Origin of the sequence: Falsiroseomonas sp. (genome assembly GCF_041690465.1) — a bacterium.
GTDB lineage: Bacteria > Pseudomonadota > Alphaproteobacteria > Acetobacterales > Acetobacteraceae > Falsiroseomonas.
The window spans coordinates 25119-47777 of sequence record NZ_JAWLHG010000026.1 but is presented as its reverse complement, the minus strand read 5'-3'; the positions used below and the strand labels follow the sequence as shown (position 1 = coordinate 47777).

23 protein-coding genes are annotated in these 22659 nt (G+C 71.2%); 15 read left to right on the top strand and 8 right to left on the bottom strand.

What is annotated here, in order from left to right:
- The first annotated feature begins 100 nt into the window (after window positions 1-100).
- A complete protein-coding gene (locus ACESM1_RS20945) occupies window positions 101-847 on the top strand; it encodes a Crp/Fnr family transcriptional regulator (protein WP_372623154.1) in 747 nt (248 codons plus the stop codon).
- A gap of 3 nt (window positions 848-850) precedes the next feature.
- Here ACESM1_RS20945 and ACESM1_RS20940 read toward each other — a convergent pair whose 3' ends face one another.
- Window positions 851-2038: an MFS transporter gene (locus ACESM1_RS20940; protein ID WP_372623153.1), complete on the bottom strand. Its 1188-nt coding sequence runs from the start codon at window positions 2036-2038 to the stop codon at window positions 851-853.
- Window positions 2038-2838 (bottom strand): IclR family transcriptional regulator, encoded by an 801-nt coding sequence (locus tag ACESM1_RS20935; protein WP_372623152.1) that lies wholly within the window; start codon window positions 2836-2838, stop codon window positions 2038-2040. Before ACESM1_RS20935 ends, ACESM1_RS20940 begins: the two co-directional genes overlap by 1 nt.
- A 94-nt stretch (window positions 2839-2932) precedes the next feature.
- On the opposite strand from ACESM1_RS20935, the gene ACESM1_RS20930 reads away from it, so the two are divergent.
- Genes ACESM1_RS20930 through ACESM1_RS20915 form a run of 4 tightly spaced genes read left to right on the top strand, consistent with a single transcriptional unit; the run spans window position 2933 to window position 7874 of the window.
- Complete coding sequence (locus ACESM1_RS20930; RefSeq protein WP_372623151.1) at window positions 2933-4495, top strand: acyl-CoA synthetase; 1563 nt, start codon at window positions 2933-2935, stop codon at window positions 4493-4495.
- Window positions 4496-4517: 22 nt separating this feature from the next.
- Complete coding sequence (locus ACESM1_RS20925; RefSeq protein WP_372623150.1) at window positions 4518-5672, top strand: MaoC family dehydratase N-terminal domain-containing protein; 1155 nt, start codon at window positions 4518-4520, stop codon at window positions 5670-5672.
- Between the two features lie 34 nt (window positions 5673-5706).
- Window positions 5707-6660 (top strand): Bug family tripartite tricarboxylate transporter substrate binding protein, encoded by a 954-nt coding sequence (locus tag ACESM1_RS20920; protein WP_372623149.1) that lies wholly within the window; start codon window positions 5707-5709, stop codon window positions 6658-6660.
- 5 nt (window positions 6661-6665) lie between these two features.
- Window positions 6666-7874, top strand: coding sequence for a CaiB/BaiF CoA transferase family protein (locus tag ACESM1_RS20915; protein ID WP_372623148.1), 1209 nt, complete (start codon window positions 6666-6668; stop codon window positions 7872-7874).
- 1 nt (window position 7875) lies between these two features.
- Here ACESM1_RS20915 and ACESM1_RS20910 read toward each other — a convergent pair whose 3' ends face one another.
- The 6 genes from ACESM1_RS20910 to ACESM1_RS20885 all read right to left on the bottom strand — a co-directional run bounded on the left by ACESM1_RS20910 (window position 7876) and on the right by ACESM1_RS20885 (window position 13453).
- Entirely contained in the window at window positions 7876-8613 is a 738-nt protein-coding gene (locus ACESM1_RS20910; RefSeq protein WP_372623147.1) for a hypothetical protein, read from the bottom strand.
- The gene (locus ACESM1_RS20905) at window positions 8603-9598 is read right to left on the bottom strand and encodes a Bug family tripartite tricarboxylate transporter substrate binding protein (RefSeq protein WP_372623146.1); all 996 of its coding nucleotides are present in this window, start codon (window positions 9596-9598) and stop codon (window positions 8603-8605) included. The genes ACESM1_RS20910 and ACESM1_RS20905 overlap by 11 nt, the downstream gene beginning before the upstream one ends.
- A 128-nt stretch (window positions 9599-9726) precedes the next feature.
- Window positions 9727-10101, bottom strand: a complete 375-nt coding sequence (locus ACESM1_RS20900; RefSeq protein ID WP_372623145.1) for a hypothetical protein — start codon at window positions 10099-10101, stop codon at window positions 9727-9729.
- 11 nt (window positions 10102-10112) lie between these two features.
- Window positions 10113-10382 (bottom strand): hypothetical protein, encoded by a 270-nt coding sequence (locus ACESM1_RS20895; RefSeq protein ID WP_372623144.1) that lies wholly within the window; start codon window positions 10380-10382, stop codon window positions 10113-10115.
- A 22-nt stretch (window positions 10383-10404) separates the two neighbouring features.
- Window positions 10405-12759, bottom strand: a complete 2355-nt coding sequence (locus tag ACESM1_RS20890; RefSeq protein ID WP_372623143.1) for a hypothetical protein — start codon at window positions 12757-12759, stop codon at window positions 10405-10407.
- Between the two features lie 43 nt (window positions 12760-12802).
- Entirely contained in the window at window positions 12803-13453 is a 651-nt protein-coding gene (locus ACESM1_RS20885; protein WP_372623142.1) for a hypothetical protein, read from the bottom strand.
- 309 nt (window positions 13454-13762) lie between these two features.
- Here ACESM1_RS20885 and ACESM1_RS20880 point away from each other — a divergent pair, with 309 nt between their 5' ends.
- The 10 genes from ACESM1_RS20880 to ACESM1_RS20835 all read left to right on the top strand — a co-directional run bounded on the left by ACESM1_RS20880 (window position 13763) and on the right by ACESM1_RS20835 (window position 22658).
- Window positions 13763-14866 (top strand): polyamine ABC transporter substrate-binding protein, encoded by a 1104-nt coding sequence (locus ACESM1_RS20880; RefSeq protein ID WP_372623141.1) that lies wholly within the window; start codon window positions 13763-13765, stop codon window positions 14864-14866.
- 52 nt (window positions 14867-14918) lie between these two features.
- A complete protein-coding gene (locus ACESM1_RS20875; protein ID WP_372623140.1) occupies window positions 14919-16016 on the top strand; it encodes an ABC transporter ATP-binding protein in 1098 nt (365 codons plus the stop codon).
- On the top strand, window positions 16013-16885 hold the full coding sequence (locus ACESM1_RS20870) for an ABC transporter permease (RefSeq protein WP_372623139.1): 873 nt from the start codon (window positions 16013-16015) through the stop codon (window positions 16883-16885). Before ACESM1_RS20875 ends, ACESM1_RS20870 begins: the two co-directional genes overlap by 4 nt.
- Window positions 16882-17679 (top strand): ABC transporter permease subunit, encoded by a 798-nt coding sequence (locus ACESM1_RS20865; protein WP_372623138.1) that lies wholly within the window; start codon window positions 16882-16884, stop codon window positions 17677-17679. The genes ACESM1_RS20870 and ACESM1_RS20865 overlap by 4 nt, the downstream gene beginning before the upstream one ends.
- Before the next feature lie 44 nt (window positions 17680-17723).
- The gene (locus ACESM1_RS20860; RefSeq protein WP_372623137.1) at window positions 17724-18086 is read left to right on the top strand and encodes a hypothetical protein; all 363 of its coding nucleotides are present in this window, start codon (window positions 17724-17726) and stop codon (window positions 18084-18086) included.
- Between the two features lie 102 nt (window positions 18087-18188).
- Window positions 18189-19391, top strand: coding sequence for a pyridoxal phosphate-dependent aminotransferase (locus tag ACESM1_RS20855; protein WP_372623136.1), 1203 nt, complete (start codon window positions 18189-18191; stop codon window positions 19389-19391).
- A gap of 58 nt (window positions 19392-19449) precedes the next feature.
- Entirely contained in the window at window positions 19450-19878 is a 429-nt protein-coding gene (locus tag ACESM1_RS20850; protein ID WP_372623135.1) for a GNAT family N-acetyltransferase, read from the top strand.
- 58 nt (window positions 19879-19936) lie between these two features.
- Window positions 19937-21139: a pyridoxal phosphate-dependent aminotransferase gene (locus ACESM1_RS20845; protein ID WP_372623134.1), complete on the top strand. Its 1203-nt coding sequence runs from the start codon at window positions 19937-19939 to the stop codon at window positions 21137-21139.
- A complete protein-coding gene (locus ACESM1_RS20840) occupies window positions 21136-22137 on the top strand; it encodes a GNAT family N-acetyltransferase (protein ID WP_372623133.1) in 1002 nt (333 codons plus the stop codon). The genes ACESM1_RS20845 and ACESM1_RS20840 overlap by 4 nt, the downstream gene beginning before the upstream one ends.
- On the top strand, window positions 22137-22658 hold the full coding sequence (locus tag ACESM1_RS20835; protein ID WP_372623132.1) for a DinB family protein: 522 nt from the start codon (window positions 22137-22139) through the stop codon (window positions 22656-22658). Before ACESM1_RS20840 ends, ACESM1_RS20835 begins: the two co-directional genes overlap by 1 nt.
- Window position 22659: the final 1 nt, after the last annotated feature.

The following is a 22659-nucleotide window of genomic DNA, read 5'->3' as shown; positions in this document are numbered from 1 at the left end:
CCGTGAACGGCTGGGTTGACAGCCGCGCCGTCAAAGCCTCTTGAAGCCGAGTGCAGTGGTCGGATACCGTCCGACCGTCGGGGTCGGGGAGTGGTGCGCGGTGAATCCGCTGGACGCAGCCCGCCGCATGACGCGCGATGCGTTGGGCGAGGGCGAGATTTGTGGCGCCTGTGGGTCCAGGGTCGCGGGCCTCTGTCATCCGCTGGATGCGGCCGGGCTCGACGATGTGCTGGCCGAGGCCGAGCAGCTGAACTTGTCGCATCGCGACGCCCTGTTCCATGAGGGTGACAGGGCGGCGCATGTGTTCACGCTGGTGCAGGGCACCGCGAAGCTGACACGGCTGCTGCCGGACGGGCGGGAGCAGGTGCTGGGCTTCCGCTTCGCCGGCGACGTGCTCGGCTATACCGGTGCGGCGCACTATCCCTTCGCGGCGCAGATGCTGACGCCGGCGCAGGTCTGCCGGTTGGAGCGTCGGAAGCTCGATGTGCTGCTGCGGCGCTACCCGGCGCTGGAGCGCCGGCTGCTCGACCTCTGCGTGCAGGAACTGGCGGCGACGCAGGACCAGCTCGTCACCGTCGGCCGCCGCACGGCGGAGGCGCGCGTGGCAGCCTTCCTGCTCTCGCTGGCGGAGGCCGGGCGGCGGCGCCACCATGTCGGCACCGTGCTCGACATGCCGATGACGCGCAGCGACATCGCCGACTTTCTCGGCCTGACGCTGGAGACGGTGAGCCGCACGCTGACTGCGTTCCGCCGTCGCGGCTGGGTGCGGGAGCCGAGCCATGGCCGGATGGAGATCCTGCGCCGCGACCCGCTGCTGGAACTGACGGAGGGTGGCGCCGAGGGCTGAGCCTCAGCCGGTGCGACGATGCGCGCCCCAGGCCACCGCCGCGCCGGCCAGCGGCAGCGCCGCGATCAGCGCGAAGGCTGTTGCGTAGGAGCCCAGCAGCGAGACCGCAGCGGCGAAGATCAGCGGCCCCAGCACGACGCCCGTGAAGGTGACGCTGAGCACGCCGCCGGTTGCCGCGCCCGCGGCGCCGGGCGGCGCACGGCGTGCGACCTCCGCCATGGCGATGCCGGTCCAGCCGGCGGCGCAGGCGCCGAACAGGCAGAGCAGCAGCAGCACCGCCGCCGCGGGCCAATGCAGCGCAAGCGGCATCGCCAGTGCTGCCGCGGCGGTGCCCAGCCCGATCGCGGCCAGCAGCGCCAGCCCCGAGCGCGCGCGATCGGCCAGTACCGCCCAGAGCAGCCGTGCGGCCGCGCCGCTGGCCTGCACCGCGGCGGCCGCCGCGCCGGCCGCCACCGCGCCCCAGCCGAACTCCTGCACCAGCATCGTCACCGCGAAGGCGCCGAGCGAGAGTTGGACGGCCGAGAAGCTCGCGCCCATCACCGCGAGCGCCATCAGCCCGCGCCCGGACCGGAGCGCCGCCAGCGCGCCGAGCTGCGCCCCTGCTTCGGGTGCGGCGTCACGCGCTGCATCCCAGGGCCGGCGGAACACGCCGAGCCCGAGCGCCGCAGCGGCCAGCACGACCGCCACCGTCGCCAGCGCGCCGTGCCAGCCGAGCAGCAGCGCCGCCGAGGGAAGCAGCAGCCCCGCCAGCGTGCCGCCGACCGGCACGCCCATCTGCTTGATCGAGAACACCATGTTGCGCCGTGCCGGCGGCGCCAGCCGGCTCAGCACCAGCGTCGCCGGCGGCGAGGTGAGGCCATAGGCGACGCCGAGCAGCACGGAGCCGGCCGCCACGCCCGGAAGCCCGCCAAGCGCGACCGCCGCTGCACCGGCCGCGCCGGCGCCGAGCGCGAGCTGCGTGCAGCGCGCCGGGCCGAGCCGCGCCGGCAGCCGACCGAACGCCATCGAGGTGACCGAGGCCGCGGCATAGACGATGGCGACCTGCGTGCCGACCATCTCCGCCCCGACGCCGAGGTCGCGTGCCGCCATCGGCGCCAGCACCGGCAGCCCATAGACCGCCATGGTGGCCAGGACCTGGGCGAGGGTGGTCGCCATCAGCGCCGCGGCGAGGCCGTGCAGGCCGCCCGCCATCAGCCATCCTCCAGGCGGCGCGACAGCGCGGCGGCCTCGGCGCGCAGCTCCTCGCCGAGCGTGGCGAGGCCGGTGCGGCGCAGCTGCTCGCTGACGCCCACCATCACCAGCGCGTGCGAAACCCGCCCGCGCGGCATCACCGGCGCGGCGATCACGGTGACGCCCGCAATGTAGCGCCCCTCGTCCACCGCGTAGCCGGCGCGCGCCGTGGCGGCGATGTCGGCGCGCCATTCGGCGAGGCTCGGCGCGTTCTGCCAGCGCAGCGCGGCGAAGCGGCGTTCCAGCGCCGGCCAGGCGTGCCCGCCGAAGGCGGCGATGCAGCGCCCCGTGGCACTGATCAGCGCAGGGTAGCGGCTGCCGATATCCACCTGCAGCCGCAGCGCCTGGCCCGGGCGGGAGATCGCGACGACGACGATGTGCTCGAGGCCGGTCGCCTCCACGCCGATGGCGGTGGCGCCGTGGCGGGTGGAGAGCCTGTCGAGCACCGGTTGCGCCAGGTTGCTGAAGGCGTCGTGGCGCAGCATGCCGCGCGCGAGCGCGACGACGCCGCTGGCCAGACCGTAGCGCTTGGTCGCAGGATCGAAGGCGACGAGTTCCTCCGCCACCAGCGCGCGCAGGATGTGCAGGCAGGTGCTGGGCACGAGGCCGAGCGCGCGCGCGATCGGCTGCACGCCGAGCGGGCCCTCGCTGCGCGAAAGCAGGCGCAGGATCGCCGCGGCGCGCGCCACCGCAGGCACCTGGCGGATCACCGCCTCGCGCGCGGCGGGCTCGCGGAGGGGAGGCTGTTGAGCAGGAGGCACGTTGTCTCCATACAACAGCACATGTTATTTGACAACAGGGTCGGAGCCAGGGTTCACTGCCCGCGCGGCCGAAGCCGCAGGGATGGAACGCTGGATGCCGCGGCTGACCGACAGCACGGACTACGCCTTCGCGCAGGCGCACTTCGCGCCGGAGAAGCTGTGGGAATTCTTCGACGGCGATCGTGCCAGCCTGAACATCGCGCATGAATGCATCGACCGGCACGCGACGGATGCTGCGCGCATCGCGGTGCGCGTGGCGCATGCCGATGGCCGCGACGAGGCGGTGACCTTCCGTGACGTCGCCGACGCATCCGCCCGTTTCGCGCATTGGCTGGCGCGGCGCGGGATCGGCCCTGGCGAGCGGGTGGCGATCATGCTCGACCCATCGCACGCCTTCTATGCCGCGATGTTCGGTGCGATGAAGCGCGGAGCCGTCGCGGTGCCGCTGTTCACCCTGTTCGGGCCGGAAGGCGTGCGGCTGCGGGTCGCCGACTGCGCGCCGCGCGTGCTGCTCACCACCGCGGAGAAGGCCGAGGCCGCGTCCGGCATCCCGGGTGTCGAGGTGGTGGTGGCCGATGACGCCTGGTGGGCCGAACTCGCCACGCTGCCGACCGGATGGGAGGTGGCGACGCGCGCCGACGACATGGCGCTGTTCCAGTACACCTCCGGCACCACGCGCGAGCTGCCGGCGGCGGTCAAGCACACGCATCGCTCGATCGTGGTCCTGATGCTGGCCGCGCTCTACGGCACCGGCATCCGGCCGGGCGACGTCTTCTTCTGCCCTTCCTCGCCGGCCTGGGGGCATGGGCTGGCGCATGGCACGCTGGCACCGCTGGCGCTCGGCGTGACCACGGGCACCTATGCGGGCCGCTTCGATCCGGTGCGGCTGATGCAGGCGCTGCAGGAGTATCGCATCACCAACCTCTCCGCCGCCGCCACGCATTACCGCATGATGCGCACCAGCGGCGAGGCGCACCGCTTCCGCTTCGCGATCAGCAAGCTCTCCTTCACCGGCGAGCCGATCGACGCCGAGACCCTGCGCTTTATCGACGCCACCTTCGGCGTGCCGGCCTGCAGCATGTACGGCACGACGGAAGTCGGCGTCGTGCTGGTGAACTATCCCGGTGCTGCGGATTTCCAGGTGAAGCCGGGCTCACTGGGCAAGCCGGTGCCCGGGCTGCGCGTGGAGGTGCAGCGCGCCGACGGCACGCCCTGCGCAGCGGGCGAGATCGGCGAGATCAAGCTGTTCCGCCGCGGCGAATGGGTGCCGACCAAGGATCTCGGGAAAGTGGACGAGGACGGCTATTTCCACCACGCCGGCCGTGCCGACGACGTGATCATCTCCGCCGGCTGGACGATGAGCGCGGTCGAGATCGAGGATGTGTTGCTGCAGCATCCGGACGTGAAGGAGGCGGCCGCGATCGGCGTGCCGGACGCGGTGCGCGGCCAGGTGGTGAAGGCCTTCATCGTCAGCCCGCGCGCCGCGGACGATGCCTTCGCGAAGGAGCTGCAGGACTTCACCCGCATGCGGCTCAGCCAGCACGAATACCCGCGCCAGGTCGCCTTCACGGCCGAGTTGCCGAAGACGCCCGCGGGCAAGATCAACCGCAAGCTTCTCCGGGATGCCGAAGCCACTTCGGCCCCGGCCCGACATTGAACCGCTCGTGAAGGATAACGCCGTGTCCGCTGCACTGGCAGAACCGAAGAACCGCCTCTTCCCGAAGATCACCGACCAGGCGCTGGACGAGCTGCGCGCGCGCATCGGCGTGAAGATCGAGAACACGCTCGAGCCGTGGTGCCACGAGGCGACGCGCGACAACATCCGCCACTACGCGCATGGCATCGGCGACGACAACCCGCTGTGGTGCGACCCGGCTTATGCGGCGAAGAGCGCGCTGGGCGGCATCGTCGCGCTGCCGAGCTTCCTCTTCGCGACCAGCCGCATCATCTCCGGCTATGTCGGCGGCATCCCCGGCGTGCATGCGATGTGGGCCGGCGCCGACTGGACCTGGCACCGCTGGGTCCGCCGCAACGAGGCGATCACCACCGAGGCCTCGCTGAAGGACCTCGTCGAGCACAAGACGAGCTTCGCCGGCCGCTCGATCCAGCAGATCTACCATGTGCGCTTCTTCGGCGAGGGCGGCGAGCTGGTGGCCGAGGCCGACAGCTGGTGCTTCCGCACCGACCGCGACGCGGCGCGCGAATCCGGCACCAAATACAGCGCGCTGAAGGACAAGCCGCCGCGCCGCTACAGCGATGCCGAGCTCGAGCGGATCTGGAGCCTCTACGCCGCCGAGAAGCCGCGTGGCGCGACGCCGCGCTACTACGAGGACGTCGAGGTCGGCGAGGCGCTGCCCACCATGCCGAAGGGGCCGATGACCGTCACCGGCTTCATCGCCTTCGCCCAAGGGTGGGGCGGGCTCTATATCCGTGCCAACCGCCTCGCCTGGAAGCAGGTGCAGGCGCATCCGGGCCTCGGCATCCGCAACCGCTTCAACATCCCCGACTGCCCCGAGCGCGTGCACTGGGAGCCGGAAATGGCATTGATGGTCGGCGCGCCCGGTGCCTACGATTACGGGCCGGAGCGCTGCTCCTGGCTGACGCATCACCTTACGGACTGGATGGGCGACAGCGGATTCCTGGTGCGCGCGACGAGCAAGCTGCGGCGCCACAACCCTGAAGGCGACCTGCTGTTCATCGACGGCAAGGTCAGCGCCAAGCGCGTGGAGAACGGCCGCCACCTCGTGGAGGTGCAGCAGGAAGCGCGCAACCAGGACGGCGAGCTCTCCGTGGTCGGCAGCGGTACGATCGCGCTGCCGTCGCGCGGCAACTGAGACCAACGAGAACACGCTGAGGAGGAAACGTCGCATGAACCGAAGGGCAATACTGGCGCTGCCGCTGGCCGCTCTGGCACGGCCGGCACTCGGGCAAAGCTGGCCGACGCGGCCGGTGCGCATCGTCGTGCCCTATCCGGCGGGGCAGGGCACCGACATCTTCGGAAGGCGCTTCGCCGAGTTCTACCAGCGACGGTTCAACCAGCCCTTCGTCGTGGAGAACCGCGCCGGCGCCGGCGGAAATGTCGGCTCCGCCCACGTCGCGCGCGCGGAGCCGGATGGCTACACCCTGCTCTGGGGCACCAACGCCACCCATGCGGCGAACGAGTTCATGTTCGCCTCGCTCGGCTTCGACCCGGTGGCGGATTTCGCACCGATTGCCGCCATCCTGAGCCTCGGCATGGTGCTCTACACGCGCCAGGAATCGGAGCTGAAGTCGCTGCCCGAGCTGATCGCCGCTGCGCGTGCGCGTCCTGGGCAGGTCAGCGTGGGCGTGCCGAGCACCACCGCGCGCGTCGCCGCCGAGATGCTGCGCCGCGCCGCCGGCATCCAGATCCAGCAGGTGCCCTACAATGGCAGCGCCCAGGCGCTGACCGGCGCCCTGCGGGGCGATGTGCAGGCGGTGGTGGACACCATCGCCAGCTCGCTTGGCGGTATCCGCGGCGAGCGCATCCGCCCGCTCGGCGTCTCGCTGGGCAAGCGCTCGGAATCGCTGCCGCAGGTGCCGAACTTCCGCGAGCAGGGCGTGGACGTGGAGGTCACCGCCTGGAACGCCTTCTACGCGCCGAAAGGCACGCCGGCGGTGATCGTGCAGGCGCTGAACGAGGCCTCCAATGCCGGTCTCGCCGACCCCACGCTGCGCGCCAGCCTGATCAACAGTGGCGCCGAGCCGCTTGGCGGCACGCCGGAGCAACTCGCCGCCCTGATGCGCACCGATCGTGCGAAATGGCAGCCGGTGATCGAGAGCCTCGGCCTCAGGGCGGGCTAGCAGCCATGGCGGGTGAGGGGGAGGGTTGGGCCGGCCCGCTGGCGGGTCTCTGCGTGCTCGACCTCACCCGCGTTCTCGCGGGGCCGCTGGCGACGCAGTTCCTCGGCGATCTTGGCGCCGAGATCATCAAGATCGAGCCGCCATCTGGCGACGAGACACGCGGCTTCGCGCCCTTCATCGGCGGGGAGAGCCACTATTTCGTCGGGCTGAACCGCGGCAAGCGCAGCCTGGCGCTGGACCTGCGCCAGGCGGACGGCGCCGCGATCCTGCGCCGGCTTGCGGCGCAGGCCGATGTGCTGGTGGAGAATTTCCGCCCCGGCGTGATGGACCGCCTCGGTCTCGGCGCGGCTTCGCTGCTGGAAGCCAATCCGCGGCTGATCTACTGCGCGATCAGCGGCTTCGGGCAGAGCGGGCCGCTTCGCGACAAGCCTTCCTTCGACATCGTGACGCAGGCGCTGACGGGCGTGCTGAGCGTGAACGGCGTGGAGGGGCAGGCGCCGGTGAAGCTCGGCCTGCCGATCGGCGACATGTCGGGCGGCATCTTCGGGTCGATCGCCATCCTCTCGGCGCTTTATGAACGCCAGGCGACAGGGCGCGGCCGGCTGATCGACGTCAGCCTCTACGACGGCACCATGTCGCTGCTCGGCTACCTCGCGCAACTCGCCGTGCTGACGGGCAAGGACCCGGCGGCGATGGGCTCGCGGCATCCTTCCGTCGTGCCGTATGACGGTTTTCCGGCAAGCGACGGCACCATCATCATCGCCTGCCTCGCCGACCGCTTCTGGCCGAAGCTCTGCGCCGCGCTGGGCTGCCCGGAGATGGGCGATGATCCGCGCTACGCCACCATGGCGCTGCGCCGCGAGCATCGCGGCGAGATCGAGCCGCGCATCGCCGCCATCACGCGCACGCGCAGCGTGGCGGAGTGGGAAAGCGTGCTCGCCGCGCATGACGTGCCGCATGCGCCGGTGCTCGGCGTGACGGCGGCGCTGGCGCATCCGCATGCGGCGGCGCGCGGCATGGTGGAGGAGGTGGCGCATCCCACCGCCGGCACGCTGAAGCTGCTCGGCCGGCCGGTGAAGTTCCCCGGTGCGGCGCAGGTACCGCTGCAAGCGCCGCCCCGCCTCGGCGAGCATGGCGAGGCGGTGCTGCGGGAGATGCTCGGCCTCGACGAGGCCGAACTGGCGTCGCTGCGCGCGCGCGGGGTGATCGCCTAGGTCAGAGGCTGCGCGGCGGCAGCGCGAACCCGTCCTGGCCCGGCGTCTCAGCCCAGGCGCGGAAGGGCGGGGAGGGTTCCACCCGACCGCTGCGCAGCAGGTCGAGCCAGACGCCGGCAGCTTCGAGAAAGCGATTCACGCCGCAGGGCCAGAGTGCGAGGCTCATCGCCTCCGCCATCTTCGGCTCCGGCACGCCTTCCGCATAGGCGGCCTCCAGATCCGCGGTGAGCGGCCAGTGATGGCCGAGCGCCGCATGCGTGCCGATGAGCGCGAGCCGTGCGAGCGGCGGCGGCACGTCGAGGCCCGTGATCAGTGCCGCAGTGCCGTCGCGATAGGCGCGCGCCGCCGGCACTTCGGGGAAGTAGCCCTGCCAGTGGCGCTCGAGGAAGGCGAAGGTCGAGGAGCCGCGCGCCCAGCCAACCAGGCGGAACGCTGCCTCCGCCTGACGCCCGGTGCCGCCGGTGCGGAAGAACAGGTCCACGTGATGCGTGCCGACATGCTCCTCGGCCGCCGTCAGGATGGCGAGCCAGACGAATTCCTTCTCGAAGGCATCGAGATGGCGCTCCGCCAGGGTCAGCGCGCGGTACATGACGCCATAGGCGTCCTGCAGCTCGGGCAGGGCGGCGGCCATCGCGCCCTGGTGCGGCAGCAGGTAGCCGCGCCGCGCGCGGAACTCGGCAAGCCGCGCGCGCACGCTCTCCGGCGTGGGCGGGCCGGCGATCTCAGGATCAGCCGGCACGGATGCCTGCCGCCTGGATCACGCCGCCCCAGCGCTGCCGGTCGCGCGCGATGCGCGCGTCGAAATCGGCGGTGGAGCCGCCGAGGATTTCCATCCCCGCCTCGATCATTTTGCCGCGCGTCGTCGGATCGCGCAGCGCGGCCTGCAGCGCGGCGTTCCATGCAGCGCGGATCTCGGCCGGCATGCGGCCGGGACCGGAGAAGCCGAACCAATTGGTGACGTCGTAATCGGGCAGCCACTGCTTCACCAGCGGCAGGTCCGGCAGTGCCGGTGCCGCGGCGCTGCCGCCGAAGGCGATGGCGCGCAGCCCGCCTGCGCGGATCTGCCCGAGGAATTCCGGCATGTTGCCGAACATGAACTGCACGCGCCCGGCGACCAGGTCGGTCATGGCCGGCGCGCCGCCGCGATAGGGCACATGGGTGAACTCCACGCCCGCCATGCGCGCGAAGAGCTCCGCGGCGAGATGCGGCGCCGAGCCGGCGCCCGCCGATCCATAGGCCAGCCTCTGCGGGTTGGCGCGCGCATGGGCGATCAGCCCGGGCACGTCGCGGAACGGCGCCTGGGGGTTCGCCACGAGCACCGTGTAGATGCCAGCCAGCGCGGCGAGCGGCGTCAAGTCGGTCTCGACCGCGATCGGCAGGCTGACGCCCGGGATCTGGGGCGTGACGGTGAGCATGCCCATCGTCGTCATCACCACCGTATGCCCGTCCGGCGCGGCGCGCGCGCAGGCCTCGGCCGAGATCATGCCGCCCGCGCCGGAGCGCGTCTCGACGACCACCGTCTGGCCCCATTGCGGCCGCAGCGCATCGGCCATCAGGCGGCACAGCAGGTCGCCCGCGCCGCCGGGGGCGAAGCCACAGATGATGCGGACCTCGCGCGTCGGCTTCCAGGCCGGCTGCGCGGCCGCCGGCAGGCCGGAGCATGCCAGCAGGGCGCTGCCGGCCAGCAGGGTGCGGCGCAACAGTCGGGGCGGGGCTGCGGTCATCTCGATCCACTCCGTCTCGGGCGCCGCGGCTTGCGGCTGATGGCGAGGAGGAGCAGCCTATCTGGGATACAATGCGGATACAAGAACGCGGCGCCGCCCCCGGGCCGGCGCCGCGTTCGCGATCGGATCTACTCCGGCGTCACCGTCAGCACATTCGTCGCGATCGTCACCGTGCCCGGACCGGCGACGGTCACCGGCGAGGAGAGCAGCGACCAAGTCAGCGGATTGCCCCCGGTCGCCGCGTCGAACAACCCGATATGGGAGAGCGTGCCGGCGGCGGTGGTGAAGGTGAAGCTGAACGCCGCCGCATTGCGCTGCGTGCCGGTGCCGGTGAAGGTCACGCGCTGCCGTGCATAGCCGGTGCCGGCCGGCTCGCCGGTCAGGCCCGTGCTGTCGGCGCCGCCGGTGCCGATCGCCGCCCAGGCCGCCGTCGGCAGGCTCGGCAGCCGGCCGCAGAGCGCGCGTGCCAGCAGGTTCTTCGCGTGGTCGGTGAGGTCGGTCATCGCAATTCCTTTCAGAAGCTGCCGAGCAGGGAGATCGAGAGGTCAGCCGGCGTGTCGGCCAGGCCGTCCGGCGTGGCCAGCGGCCCGCGCGAGACGAGGGCGGCATAGGCGATGCCCTCCACCACGCATGGCGGCTCGCCCGCCGAGGGGATGAAGCCGCCGATGCGCGAATCGGCATCGGCTGCCGATTCCTCCTCGGGGCCGTGCCAGCCGAGGCCGCGCAGCGCCGCCTCCAGCACGGCGGGCGGGCCGTGCCAGCGGCAGAGCGTCCAGTCCGTCATGTCGCGTTCCTTTCGGCGTTCTTCAGGGCGCGCAGGCGCCGGCCAGGAGCAGCACCTTCGTGGTGCCGCCATCGGGGCTGAAGGCAAGCAGCGTGGCGAGGCCGCCGGCCCGGATCTTCGTCAGCCCGTCCGGGTTGGAGGGGGTCGCGCCGGTGAAGCCGCTCATCGCGATGCCGAGGTCACCGCCGGTGCGGTTCGCCACCAGGCACGAGAAGCCGTCACCCGTCGCCGCCCAGTCGATCGAGAGGGTCGCGCCGGTGTTGGCGCTCACCAGCCTGCCGTTGTGCGCGGCGAGCGTCAGCGGCGTGGCGCCGGCGGTGCCGACCACCGGCAGGCGACGCGCGGTGAACTGGGTGTCCACATAGCCCTTCGTCGCGGCCTGCTGCGTCGTGCTGGGATCGGCGGGCAGCACCAGCGGGCCCTGCAGCGTGACGGTGCCGGTGGAGGCGATGCGCAGCCTCTCCGCCATGCCGCCCGTGCCGCGCGTCTCCACCACGAAGGCGCCGGCCTCGGCACCCTCGGCCACCGTCTCGCTGATGCCGCCGGCGCGGGCGAAGGCGGTCTCGGTGCCGGCGGAGTTGTGGCCGCTGAACACCACCTCGCCCAGCCGGTGGCCATTGGCCGGCGTGGTGGAGACGCGGCGCAGCGTGACCGTCATCGGCGCCGTCATCGCGGCGGAAGCGCCGAACACTAGGCCGCCATCCGGGTTCACCCCCGGCAGGCCACCGATCTGCAGCGGCGCCAGGGCGCCGGTGCCGACCGAGAGCGCATAGGCCGTCGCCTGGTCCTGGTTCTCGAAGTCCAGCTCCGCGCCCTGCGTCTCCGACCGGCGCGTCAGCACGGTGATGCTGCCGTCGCCGCCGGCGCGCAGTGCCTGGGTGCGGTTGGCGACCAGCACGATGCGCGAGGCATCGGCGGTGGTCTGGCCGCTGAAGGTGGTCGTGCGCGTGTCGGATGCGACGACCGAGAGGCTGTCGCCGGCGGTGCCGAGATACACGCTGGCGCTCGGCAGGTCGCAGGCGACGAGGGTGAGGCCGCCATCCAGCACCTCCACCGTGCGCGCCGCGCCGCCGCCCCCGACCATCACGCCGACGAACTGGTTGTCGCCCTGGTTCGGCGCCGTGCTCTGCACGCGGATGGCGGTGGCCATGCTGCTGATGAAGCCGCCGACCCATTTGGTGCGGAACGCGCTGCCGCGGATCCAGGCGCCGATGGTCAGCGGATCGCGCAGGGTGAGGAGATCGTCCACGCTGCAATTGTGCAGCTGGATGGATTGCGCGCCGTCGCCGAGGTCGAAGCCGATATCGTAGCCGTAGCAGAAGCAGTTGATGAATTCGGCGACGTCGCTGGTTTCGATCCGGAATGCTGTGCCGGTGCGGCGGTTGTTCCAGACCGCCAGCGTGCCGTTGCCGGTCCAACTGCCGGAGAAGCTGCTGCCCTGCAGGTCCACCGTGGTGGTGTTCACCACCGTCGCCGTGGCGCGGATATTGGCGCCCGGCACCCCGTTGACGCCGTAGATGTTGACCACATCCCCGGTCACCAGGCCATGCGCGCTGCCGGTAGTGATGCGGATCAGTCCCGCGCCGTTGTTCGTCACCCCGGCGATCGACAGCGGAACCACCGAGACGTCGGCGAGGTTGCCGGTGAGGAACGGCCAGAAATGCACGTCGCTCATCCGGGTGATGTCGAAGGTGCGGCTGAGCCAGATGCCGTTGCGGTTGTCGCCGCGCATGCGCCGCAGGTTCAGCCGCTGCGTGTTGTCGGCGCGCAGCGCCAGGTCGAAGCCGAGCACCAGCAGATCCTCGAGCAGTGCGTCGTGATGGCTGCCCGATCCGTTGCCGATGGTGATCGCCGTGCCCGCCATGGCCCCGCGCAGCGTGATGGCAGCGCGCATGGTGGAGGGCGGCGCGCCCATGCCGTCCCGGATCACCGCGACGCGGCGCAGCGTGGCGGCGCGCAGCACGCGGATGGTGCGCGCGGCATCCAGCAGGATGGTGCCGGGGATCGTGCGGTAGTCGGCCGAGGGGCGCTGGCCGCCGGGGAAGATCGGCCCTTCGAGGCAGACATTCTCCTTCACCACGATCTCGGCCGCAGCCACGCGGTAGCGCTTCGGGCCGAGCCGCACGATGCCGCCGCCGGCCGCGGCCGCAGCGTCGATCGCCGCCTGGATCGCGGCGGCGTCATCGGCGGTGCCGTTGCCGATGGCGCCGTAGTCGCGGACATGGAACATGCGCTCGGCGAAGACGCCGGCGGTGATCTGCGCGAAGCTGGCGCGCCGCGTCTGCGCCGATCCGCCGCTGCCCTGCACCACGGGGGTGAGGTCGGCGGCGGCCAGCGCCGTGGCGGCCGGCAGGTCGGAGATTCGTGTGTCGGACATCGTGCCCTCTCGGCTGTTGGGAAGGTGGGAGCGGCGCGGCCGCTCAGATCAGCAGGCGGCCGTCATCCTGGGTGAGCAGCGCGAAGCCGCCCTGGTCGAGCAGCGCGAAGGGCTCGCCGACCGAGAAGGGGACGGAGGTGTCAACCAGCAGCGGATGGCCAACCGCTTCCACGCGCAGGCGGTAGCCGGTGCCAGCCGCCGGCGCAGACAGGGTGGTGCTGGCATTGCCGCCGCTCACCACCGCGGTCTGCGGCCCGCGCACCGTGGTGCCCTCGGCGTCGCTGATCGAGAAGGCGACCTCGGCCACCGGGCCCACCACGGAGGCCTCGGCGAGCAGCGTCCCGCCGGCGACGTAGCCGCCGGCGAGCGGCGCGAGCAGCACCGTCATCGCCACCGCGCTGGCCAGCGTGCGCACCGAGAAGAACTGCGCGGCGGAGCGGTTGACGCGGAAGGGTACGGCGAAGGTGTCCACCACCAGGCCCGATGCGACCTCGGTGCCGACACGCACGGTGGTGAGCGTCAGCGCATCCGCCGCCTGCAGCAGCATCGTGTCGCCGCTGGAAAGCCGCGCGGCGGCCGGCGCGAAGTAGTCGGGTGCCACCGCCTCCGCGCGCGTATCGGTGGTGCGGTACAGCCACAGCGTGAAGCCGCTGTTCACCAGCAGCGGGACGAGGGCATTGTTGTCGTAGGGCATGCGTGGCTCCGGTCGGACGCACGTGGCCGCGGCGCGCCGCAGCGGCGGGCCGGGACCAAGGGGCGAGGAACTTCGTCCGGCCGCGCGATGCGCGCGGCCGGTGCGGAGGGACGCTCCGGGAGAAGTGGGATGTGGGGGAAGCCGGGGCGGAGGCTGGACGCACCTCGCCCCGTGGCGGAACGTGTCTAGGCCGCAGCAACGCGGGAAGTCAAGAACTAAATCCTAGACTGGGACTTTCTGCCGCCATGCTGCGCCGCGATGCATGCGTGGTAGGGTTCTGGCGGAATCGGACTGGGAGGACATCGCGACATGCCCTTCATGCGACGCCTGGTGCCGCTCGGCGCCTGCCTCGCGATCCTGCTCGCCGCCCTGCCGGCGCGCGCGCAGGAGAAAGTGGTCAACGTCTTCAATTGGAACGACTACATCGACCCCTACATGGTCCAGCGCTTTACGCGCGAGACCGGCATCCGCGTGCGCTACGACGTCTTCGACAGCCTGGAGACGCTGGAAGGCCGGCTCTCCGCCGGGCGCACCGGCTACGACATCGTGGTGCCCACCAACGAACCCACCTTCTCCCGCCTCGCCCGTGCCGGCGCTTTCCGCCCGATCGACCGCGCGCTGGTGCCGAACCTCGCCAACCTCGATCCGGACTTGCAGCGCCAGGTCGCGACATCCGATCCCGGCAACCGCTTCGGCGTGCTGTATCTGTGGGGCACGATCGGGCTTGGGGTGAATGCGGAGCGGGTGCGTGCGCTGGCGCCAGATGCGCCGCTCGACAGCCTGGCGCTGCTGATGGACCCGCAGCACGCGCGGCGCATCGCCCGCTGCGGGATCACCATGATGGACAGCGCCATCGACGTGATCCCGACCGTGCTGCACTACCTCGGCAAGGATCCCAACAGCACAGAGCCGTCCGACCTGCGGGAGGTGGAGCGCGCCTTGCTGGCGATCCGGCCGTTCATCCGCAACTTCTCGACCGGCGGCGCCATTGAGGCGCTGGCCTCCGGCCAGTCCTGCCTGGCCTTCGCCTATTCCGGCGACGTGCTCCAGGCGGCATCCCGCGCGGAGGAGGCGAATCGCGGCGTGGAGGTGCGCTACGTCACGCCGAAGGAGGGTGCGCAACTCTGGTTCGATCTGCTGGCGATCCCCGCCGACGCCCCGAACCCGGAAGAGGCGCATGCCTTCATCAACTTCGTGCTGCAGCCGGAGGTGATGGCGAACATCACCAACCATGTCGGCTACCCGAACGGCATTCCGGCCAGCCGCCCCCTGGTGGAGCCGGAGGTGGCGAACGATCCGGCGGTGTTCCCGGATGCGGCGCTGCGCGCGCGCTTCTTCACCATCGGCCCGGTGCCGCAGGCGGCGGAGCGCGCACGGTCGCGCATGTGGGCGCGATTCAAGGCGGGGCGGTGACTCGCGTCGGATCGCGGGAGGGCGCAGGCCCACAGGGCCGAGCACCGGACGCGTGAATCCGCCGCGCGACAAGACGTTCCTTCGCGTCGAGGGATTGCGCAAGCGTTTCGGCGCCACCGCGGCGCTGGACGGCGTGGAGCTCGAGATCGCGGAGGGCGAGTTGTTCGCCCTCCTCGGCGGCTCCGGCTGCGGCAAGTCCACGCTGCTGCGCTGCCTCGCGGGGCTCGAGCAGCCGGATGCCGGGCGCGTGCTGCTGGCCGGGCAGGACATCACCGCCATGCCCGCCTTCGCGCGGCCGGTGAACATGATGTTCCAGTCCTATGCGCTGTTCCCGCACATGGATGTCGCCGGGAACATCGCCTTCGGCCTCCGCCAGGACCGGCTGCCGAAGCGCGACATCGCAGAGCGCGTCGCGGCGATGCTCTCGCTGGTGCAGCTGGAAGGCTTCGGCGGCCGTCGCCCCTCGCAGCTCTCGGGCGGCCAGCGCGCGCGTGTTGCGCTTGCGCGCGCCCTGGCGAAGCGGCCCCGCCTGCTGTTGCTGGACGAGCCGCTCTCGGCCCTCGACCGCAACCTGCGCGAGGCGATGCAACGCGAGTTGGTCGGCATCCAGGCGCGCACCGGCACCACCTTCGTCGTCGTCACCCATGACCAGCAGGAGGCGATGGCGATGGCGACACGGCTGGCAGTGATGGATCGCGGCCGGCTCGTGCAGGTCGGCAGGCCGGCCGAGGTATACGAGCAGCCCAACAGCCGCTTCGTCGCCGAATTCCTCGGCGCGGCGAACATCCTGGAAGGCACCGTCACGGCCAGTGGCGCGGAGGGGCAGCACATCGCCGGACCGGGCTTCGGCATCCTCGCCGCCGGCAGCGCGGCGCCCGGCGCGCAGGTGGCCGTGGCGATCCGGCCGGAGCGGCTGCGCCTGGAACGCGCGCCCATGCCGGCACCGCCTGCCCCGAACCAGGCCCGCGGCACCTTGCGCGGCGTCGCCTATCGCGGCGAGGGCTTCACCTTCCATGTCGTCCTGGAGGGCGGCGCGGAACTGCGCGTCAGCCAACCCAACCAGCGCCGTGTCACCGAAGCCCCTGTCGCCCCGGGCGAGCCGGTGCTGGTCAGCTGGGACGACGAGGCGCCGGTGGTGCTCACCTCGTGAGTGCGCAGGCGCTGCGCCGCCTGGTGCTGGCCGTGCCGGCGCTTTGGATGGCGGCCTTCTTCCTCGCCCCCTTCGCGATCCTGCTGACCATCGCCTTCGGCCAGGTGAGCGAGGGACTGCCGCCCTACACGCCGCCGCTGCGCCAGACGCCGGAGGGCTGGCGCTTCGTGCCCAGCGCGGAAAGCTTCGCGCTGCTGCTGGAGGACCCGTTCTACATCGAGGCGCTGCTGCGCTCCTTCCGTGTCGCCGCCGTCTCGGCGGCTCTCTGCCTGCTGCTGGGCTATCCGATGGCGCTGGCGATCGCCCGCGCGCCGGAGCGCGCGCGGATGCAGCTTCTTCTGCTGGTGATGCTGCCCTTCTGGACCTCCTTCCTGCTGCGGATCACCGCCTGGATCGGCATCCTGCAGGACCAGGGCTGGCTGAACGCGGCGCTGCTCGCGCTCGGCGTGATCGCGGAGCCGATTCCGCTGCTCTACAGCGAGTTCGCGCTTTATCTCGGCATGACCTATGGCTACCTGCCCTTCGCCGTGCTGCCGCTCTACGCCAGCCTTTCGAGGCAGGACCCCGATCTGCTGCAAGCCGCGGCGGATCTCGGCGCGACGCCGTTCCGCGCCTTCCTGCAGGTGACGCTGCCGCTCTCGCTGCCCGGCCTGCTGGCTGCCTTCCTGCTGGTGTTCATCCCGGCGGCCGGGGAGTTCGTGATCCCGGAGCTGCTCGGCGGCCCTTCCGCGCAGCTGGTCGGACGCGTGCTCTGGACCGAATTCTTCCAGAACCGCGACTGGCCGCTGGCCTCGGCGCTGGCGCTGGCGCTGCTGGTGCTGCTGGTGGCGCCGATCGTGCTCCTCCAGCGGCGACTGGGGGGCGCATGACCCGCCTCGGCAAGCTGGCGCTGCCGCTCGGGCTCGGCTTCGCCTTCCTCTACCTGCCGCTCGTGCTGATGGCGCTGTTCTCCTTCAACGACAGCCGGATGGTCACTGCCTTCACCGGGTTCTCCACGCGCTGGTACGCTTCGCTATGGCAGGACGAGGCGCTGATGCGCGCGCTGTTCCTCTCGCTGCGCATCGCCGCGGTCTCGGCGACGATGGCGACCGTCCTCGGCGTGCTGGCCGGGTTCGCGCTGGCGCGCCTCGGGCGCTTCCGCCTGCGCGGCGGCTTCGCGGCAGTGATGGCTGCGCCGCTGGTCATGCCGGAAGTCATCATCGGCCTGTCGCTGCTGCTGCTGTTCGTCGCCATGGAGGCGGCCTTCGGCTTTCCCGCCGGGCGCGGCGCCGGCACGGTGGCGATCGCGCATGCCACCTTCGGCGCGGCCTATGTCGCGGTGGTGGTACAGGCGCGGCTCGCCGAACTCGACACCGTGCTGGAGGAGGCGGCGATGGACCTCGGCGCGCGTCCCTGGACGGTGTTCACCCGCATCACCCTGCCGCTCGCCTCGCCCGCCATCACGGCGGGCTGGCTGCTGGCCTTCACCCTTTCGCTTGACGACCTGGTGGTGGCGAGCTTCGTCTCCGGCCCCGGCGCCTCCACCCTGCCGATGGTGGTGTTCTCCGCCGTGCGGCTGGGGCTGACGCCGGAGCTCTACGCGCTGGCGACCTTGCTGGTCCTGGCCGTGGCGGTCGGCCTGGCGCTGGCGTGGCGGCTGCTGCTGCGCCCGCCGCGCGCGTGAACGCCGCCACAATCCTGGCACGCTGACGGGCGAGGCTCCGCGCCATGTCTCGCCTTGCGCCCGGCCTGCTGCTGATCCTGCTGCTCGCCGGTTGTGCCGAGCGCTGGGTCCGGCCCGGCACGACCGAGGCCGAGGCGGATGCCGCCAATGCCGCCTGCCTGGACCGCGCGGCGGTCGCGGTGCCGCCGAACCTGGTCTTGACGATGATCGAGCCGGGCGGGTTCGACCGCGACCGCTACTGCCGCCGGGTGGACGGGCGGGATGTGTGCCGCACCTACACCCGCTACCGCCCGCCGCGCTATGACTGGGTGGACGCCAATGAGGGTCCGCGCGACGCCTGGCGGCGGCAGTGCATGGTCGAGCAGGGCTTCACCTTCCAGGGGTATCGCCCGCTGCGGCTGGAATAGGCGCCGGACCGGTGGACGCCCCCGTCTGTCGGGGTTAGGAAACATCCCGGCCGCGCCCCCGGGACCTTGACCCCTAGGGCGGGCAGGGAACGCCGGACCGCCATGAACCTGATCGCCGATCGCCTCGACCGCATCTCGCCCTCGCTGACCATCGCCATGTCGGCGAAGGCCCGCGCGCTGAAGGCCGCGGGGCGCGACGTCATCTCGCTGGCCGCCGGCGAGCCCGATTTCGACACGCCGCGCAACGTCAAGGACGCCGCCATCGCCGCCATCGAGCGCGGCGAGACGAAGTATACCGACGTCGCCGGCACCATGGCGCTGCGCAAGGCCTGCGCCGAGAAGTTCAAGCGCGACAGCGGCATCGACTACAAGCCGGAGGAGATCCTGGTCGCCACCGGCGGCAAGCAGGTGATCTTCGACGCGCTGATCGCCACCATCAATCCCGGTGACGAGGCCATCATCCCCGCCCCGTGCTGGGTGAGCTACCCCGATATCGTGGCGCTCGCCGAGGGCAAGCCGGTGATCGTGCCCTGCGGCCCGAACCAGGGCTTCAAGATCACGCCCGAGCAGCTGGAAGCCGCGATCACGCCGAAGACCAAGTGGTTCATCCTGAACAACCCCTGCAACCCCACCGGCGCCGGCTACACCGCGGCGGAGCTGAAGGGGCTGACGGATGTGCTGCTGAAGCACCCCGATGTCTGGATCTTCAGCGACGACATCTACGAGAAGCTGCATTACGGCGACTACAAGCCGGCGACCATCGTGCAGGTGGAGCCGCGGCTGAAGGACCGCACGGTCACGATGAACGGCTGCTCCAAGGCCTATGCCATGACCGGCTGGCGCATCGGCTTCGCGGGCGCGCCGGTGAACCTCATCAAGGCGATGGACAAGCTGCAGAGCCAGTCCACCTCCAACACCTCCTCCATCTCCCAGGCCGCGGCGATCGAGGCGCTGACGGGCCAGCAGGACAGCGTGGAGGAGATGCGCAAGGTCTATGAGCGCCGGCGCGACCTGGTGGTCGGCATGCTCAACAAGGCCGAGGGCGTGCGCTGCCCGACGCCGGAAGGTGCCTTCTACGTCTTCCCCGACATCCGCGGCTGCCTCGGCAAGACCAGCGCGTCGGGCAAGAAGATCGAGACCGACGAGGATTTCTGCCTGGCGCTGCTGGAAGAGCAGGGTGTGGCGGCGGTGCATGGCGCGGCCTTCATGTTCCCCGGCCATTTCCGCATCAGCTACGCCACGGACGATGCGTCCCTGAAGGATGCCTGCGGGCGCATCCAGGCCTTCTGCGCCGGCCTCAAGTGACCGCATGCGATGACCGCGGGGCCGCAGGCCCGACGGTCTGAATCGCATGGGCAGCCCGATGTTCCGCCTCCGTCCCGCGACGGAGGCGGATTTCGAGGCGGTGCTCGCGCTCTCCATCCGGACGATGCGCGGGCACCTGGAACGCATCGGCCGCTTCGACCCGGACCGCCGGCGGGCCCGCATGCGCCAGCATCTCGAAGCCGGCAGCCTGCAGGTGATCGAGCGCGACGGCGCGCCGATCGGCTGCCTCGGCCTCTATCCGCGCGGCGCGCAGCTCGAGCTGCACAGCTTCTTCCTCGAACCGGCGCTGCAGGGGCGCGGCCTCGGCGCCGAGGTCTTCGCCTGGCTGTGCGCGCAGCATCCCGGGCGCAGCTGGTGGATCGAGGTGTTGAAGGAAAGCCCCGCCCGCCGCTTCTGGGAGCGACAGGGCTTCACACTGATTGGCGAGCAGCCCTTCGACTGGGTGATGGAGCGCCCCGCGGATTGAGCACGGCCGGTCGCCGGACTAGGTTGCAGCCCGCTTTCCCGCCGGAGATTTCGCCCCGATGCCCGCCCTTGCCAGCCGCCTGAAGGATATCGAGGTTTCCGCCTCCGCCGTGATGACCGCCCGGGCACGCGAACTCGCCGGCCAGGGCATCAAGGTGATCAGCTTGGCGATCGGCGAGCCCGATTTCGACACCCCCGCCCATGCCATCGAGGCGGCGCACCAGGCGGCGCTCTCGGGCGACACCAAGTATCCGCCGCAGGACGGCACGAAGGCGCTGAAGCAGGCGGTGCAGCGCAAGTTCAAGCGCGACAACAACCTCGACTACGCACTCGACGAGATCATGGTCTCCAATGGCGGCAAGCAGGTGATCATGGATGCGCTGTTCGCCACCTGCGATCCGGGCGACGAGGTGCTGATCCCCGCCCCCTACTGGATCAGCTACGCGGAGATGGCGAAGCTCGCCACCGGCAAGCCCGTCACGGTCAACTGCCCGCAGAACAACGGCTTCAAGCTGCGGCCGGAGGACCTGGAGGCGGCGATCACGCCGAAGACCAAGTGGCTGGTCCTGAATTTTCCGAACAACCCCACGGGTGCGGCCTGCTCCCGGGAAGAGATGAAGGCGCTCGCAGACGTGCTGCTGCGCCACCCGCATGTCTGGGTGATGACCGACGACATGTACGAGCACCTCGTCTATGACGGCTTCGAGTTCTGCACTATTGCCCAGGTGGAGCCGCGCCTGAAGGATCGCGTGCTGACGGTCAACGGCGTCTCCAAGACCTATGCGATGACGGGCTGGCGCGTCGGCTTCTGCGGCGGGCCGAAGCCGCTCATCGCGGCGATGGTCAACATGCAGAGCCAGATCAGTAGCGGCATCAGCACCGTCGGCCAGGCCGCCGCGGCCGCCGCGCTCGACGGGCCGCAGGACCTTGTGGCGGAGCGTGCAGCGATCTACCGCGAGCGCCGCGACCTGGTGGTGGAGATGCTGAACGCAGCACCCGGCGTCGCCTGCCACAAGCCCGAAGGCGCCTTCTACGTCTTCCCCAACATCGCCGGCTGCCTCGGCCGCACCAGCGCCGGCGGGCGGAAGATCGCCAACGACACCGACTTCGCCCTGGCCCTGCTGGAGGAGAAGCATGTCGCGGTGGTGCAGGGCGCCGCCTACGGCATGAGCCCCTATATCCGCATCTCCTACGCCACCGACACGGCGAGCCTGCGCGAGGCCTGCACGCGCATCCAGGAGTTCTGTCGCTCGCTCGCATGAACACCCCGCTCATCCGCGCCGGCCGCAACTCCGATGCCGAGGGCTTCATCGCCCTGATCGACGCCTGCTGGTCCGAGTATCCGGGCTGCGTGCTCGACGTGGATGGCGAACTGCCGGAACTGCGCGCGCTGGCCACCTATTTCGCCGAGGCCGGCGGTGCGCTCTGGGCTGCGGAGGAGGGCGGCCAGGTCGTCGGCATGGCGGCGACGCGCCCGCTCGGCCACGACGCGGCGTGGGAGATCTGCAAGGTATATGTCGCGAAGTCCTCGCGCGGCAGCGGCCTGGCGCATCGCCTGATGCAGCAGGCGGAATCGCATGCGCGCGACGCCGGGGCGCAGCGCCTGGTGCTCTGGACCGACACCCGCTTCGAGGCCGCGCACCGCTTCTACGAGAAGCGTGGCTTCGTGCGTCAGGGCTCGATCCGCATCCTCGACGACATCTCCAACAGCCTGGAGTTCCGCTACACCAAGCCGGTGGCGGGCCTGGTGGTGGAGGCGCTGGACGCCGCCGCCGCCGCAAGCGCGGAACGACGGCTTTCCGAGATCCTGATCGCCTGCGTCGAGGCAGGCGCCAGCGTCTCCTTCCTGCCGCCGCTCGCGCCCGCCGTCGCGCGCGCCTTCTGGCAGCGCGTCTCCTCCGATGTCGCGCTCGGCAAGCGCCTGCTGCTCGTGGCCTGGCTGGAGGGCGAGTTGGTCGGCACCGTGCAGCTGGCGCTGGACATGCCGCAGAACCAGCCGCACCGCGCCGATGTCGCCAAGCTGCTGGTGGATCCCGCGGCGCGCCGCGCCGGCGTCGGCCGCGCGCTGATGCGCCGGGCGGAGCAGGCGGCGCGCGGCATCGGCCGCCGCCTGCTGGTGCTCGACACCTGGAGGGGTGATGCGGGGGAGGCGCTGTATCGCAGCATGGGCTGGAACGAGGTGGGCGTCGTGCCCGGCTTCGCGCTGCTCCCCGATGGCAGCTACGGCGACACGGTGTTCTTCTGGAAGCAGGTGAGCTGATGATCACGCCAGCCTGGGTGCGGATGATGGCCGCCTACAACAGCGAGATGAACCGCCGGCTCTACGCTGCCGCCGACCGCCTGACGCCGGCGCAGCGCTGCGCGGATCGCGGTGCCTTCTTCGGCTCCGTGCAGGGCACGCTGAGCCATCTGCTCTGGGGCGACCGCACCTGGATGCACCGCTTCGACGGCTGGGAGCAGCCGCCGGGCGGCATCCCGGCCAGCCCCGCGCTCTACGCCGACTGGGCGGCGCTGAAGGCGGAGCGCGCCGCGACCGATGCGGCGATCGAGGCCTGGGCGGCGCGGGTGGATCCCGCCTGGCTGGCGACCGACCTGACCTGGTTCAGCGGCGCCGCCAATGCGGAGCGCACGCGCCCCGTGGCCATGCTGGTCACGCATTTCTTCAACCACCAGACCCACCATCGCGGCCAGGTGCATGCGCTGCTGACCGGGTTCGGCGAGAAGACGGGCGATACCGACCTGCCCTTCATCCTCGATCCCGCCGCGCTCGCCCGAGGCTGAC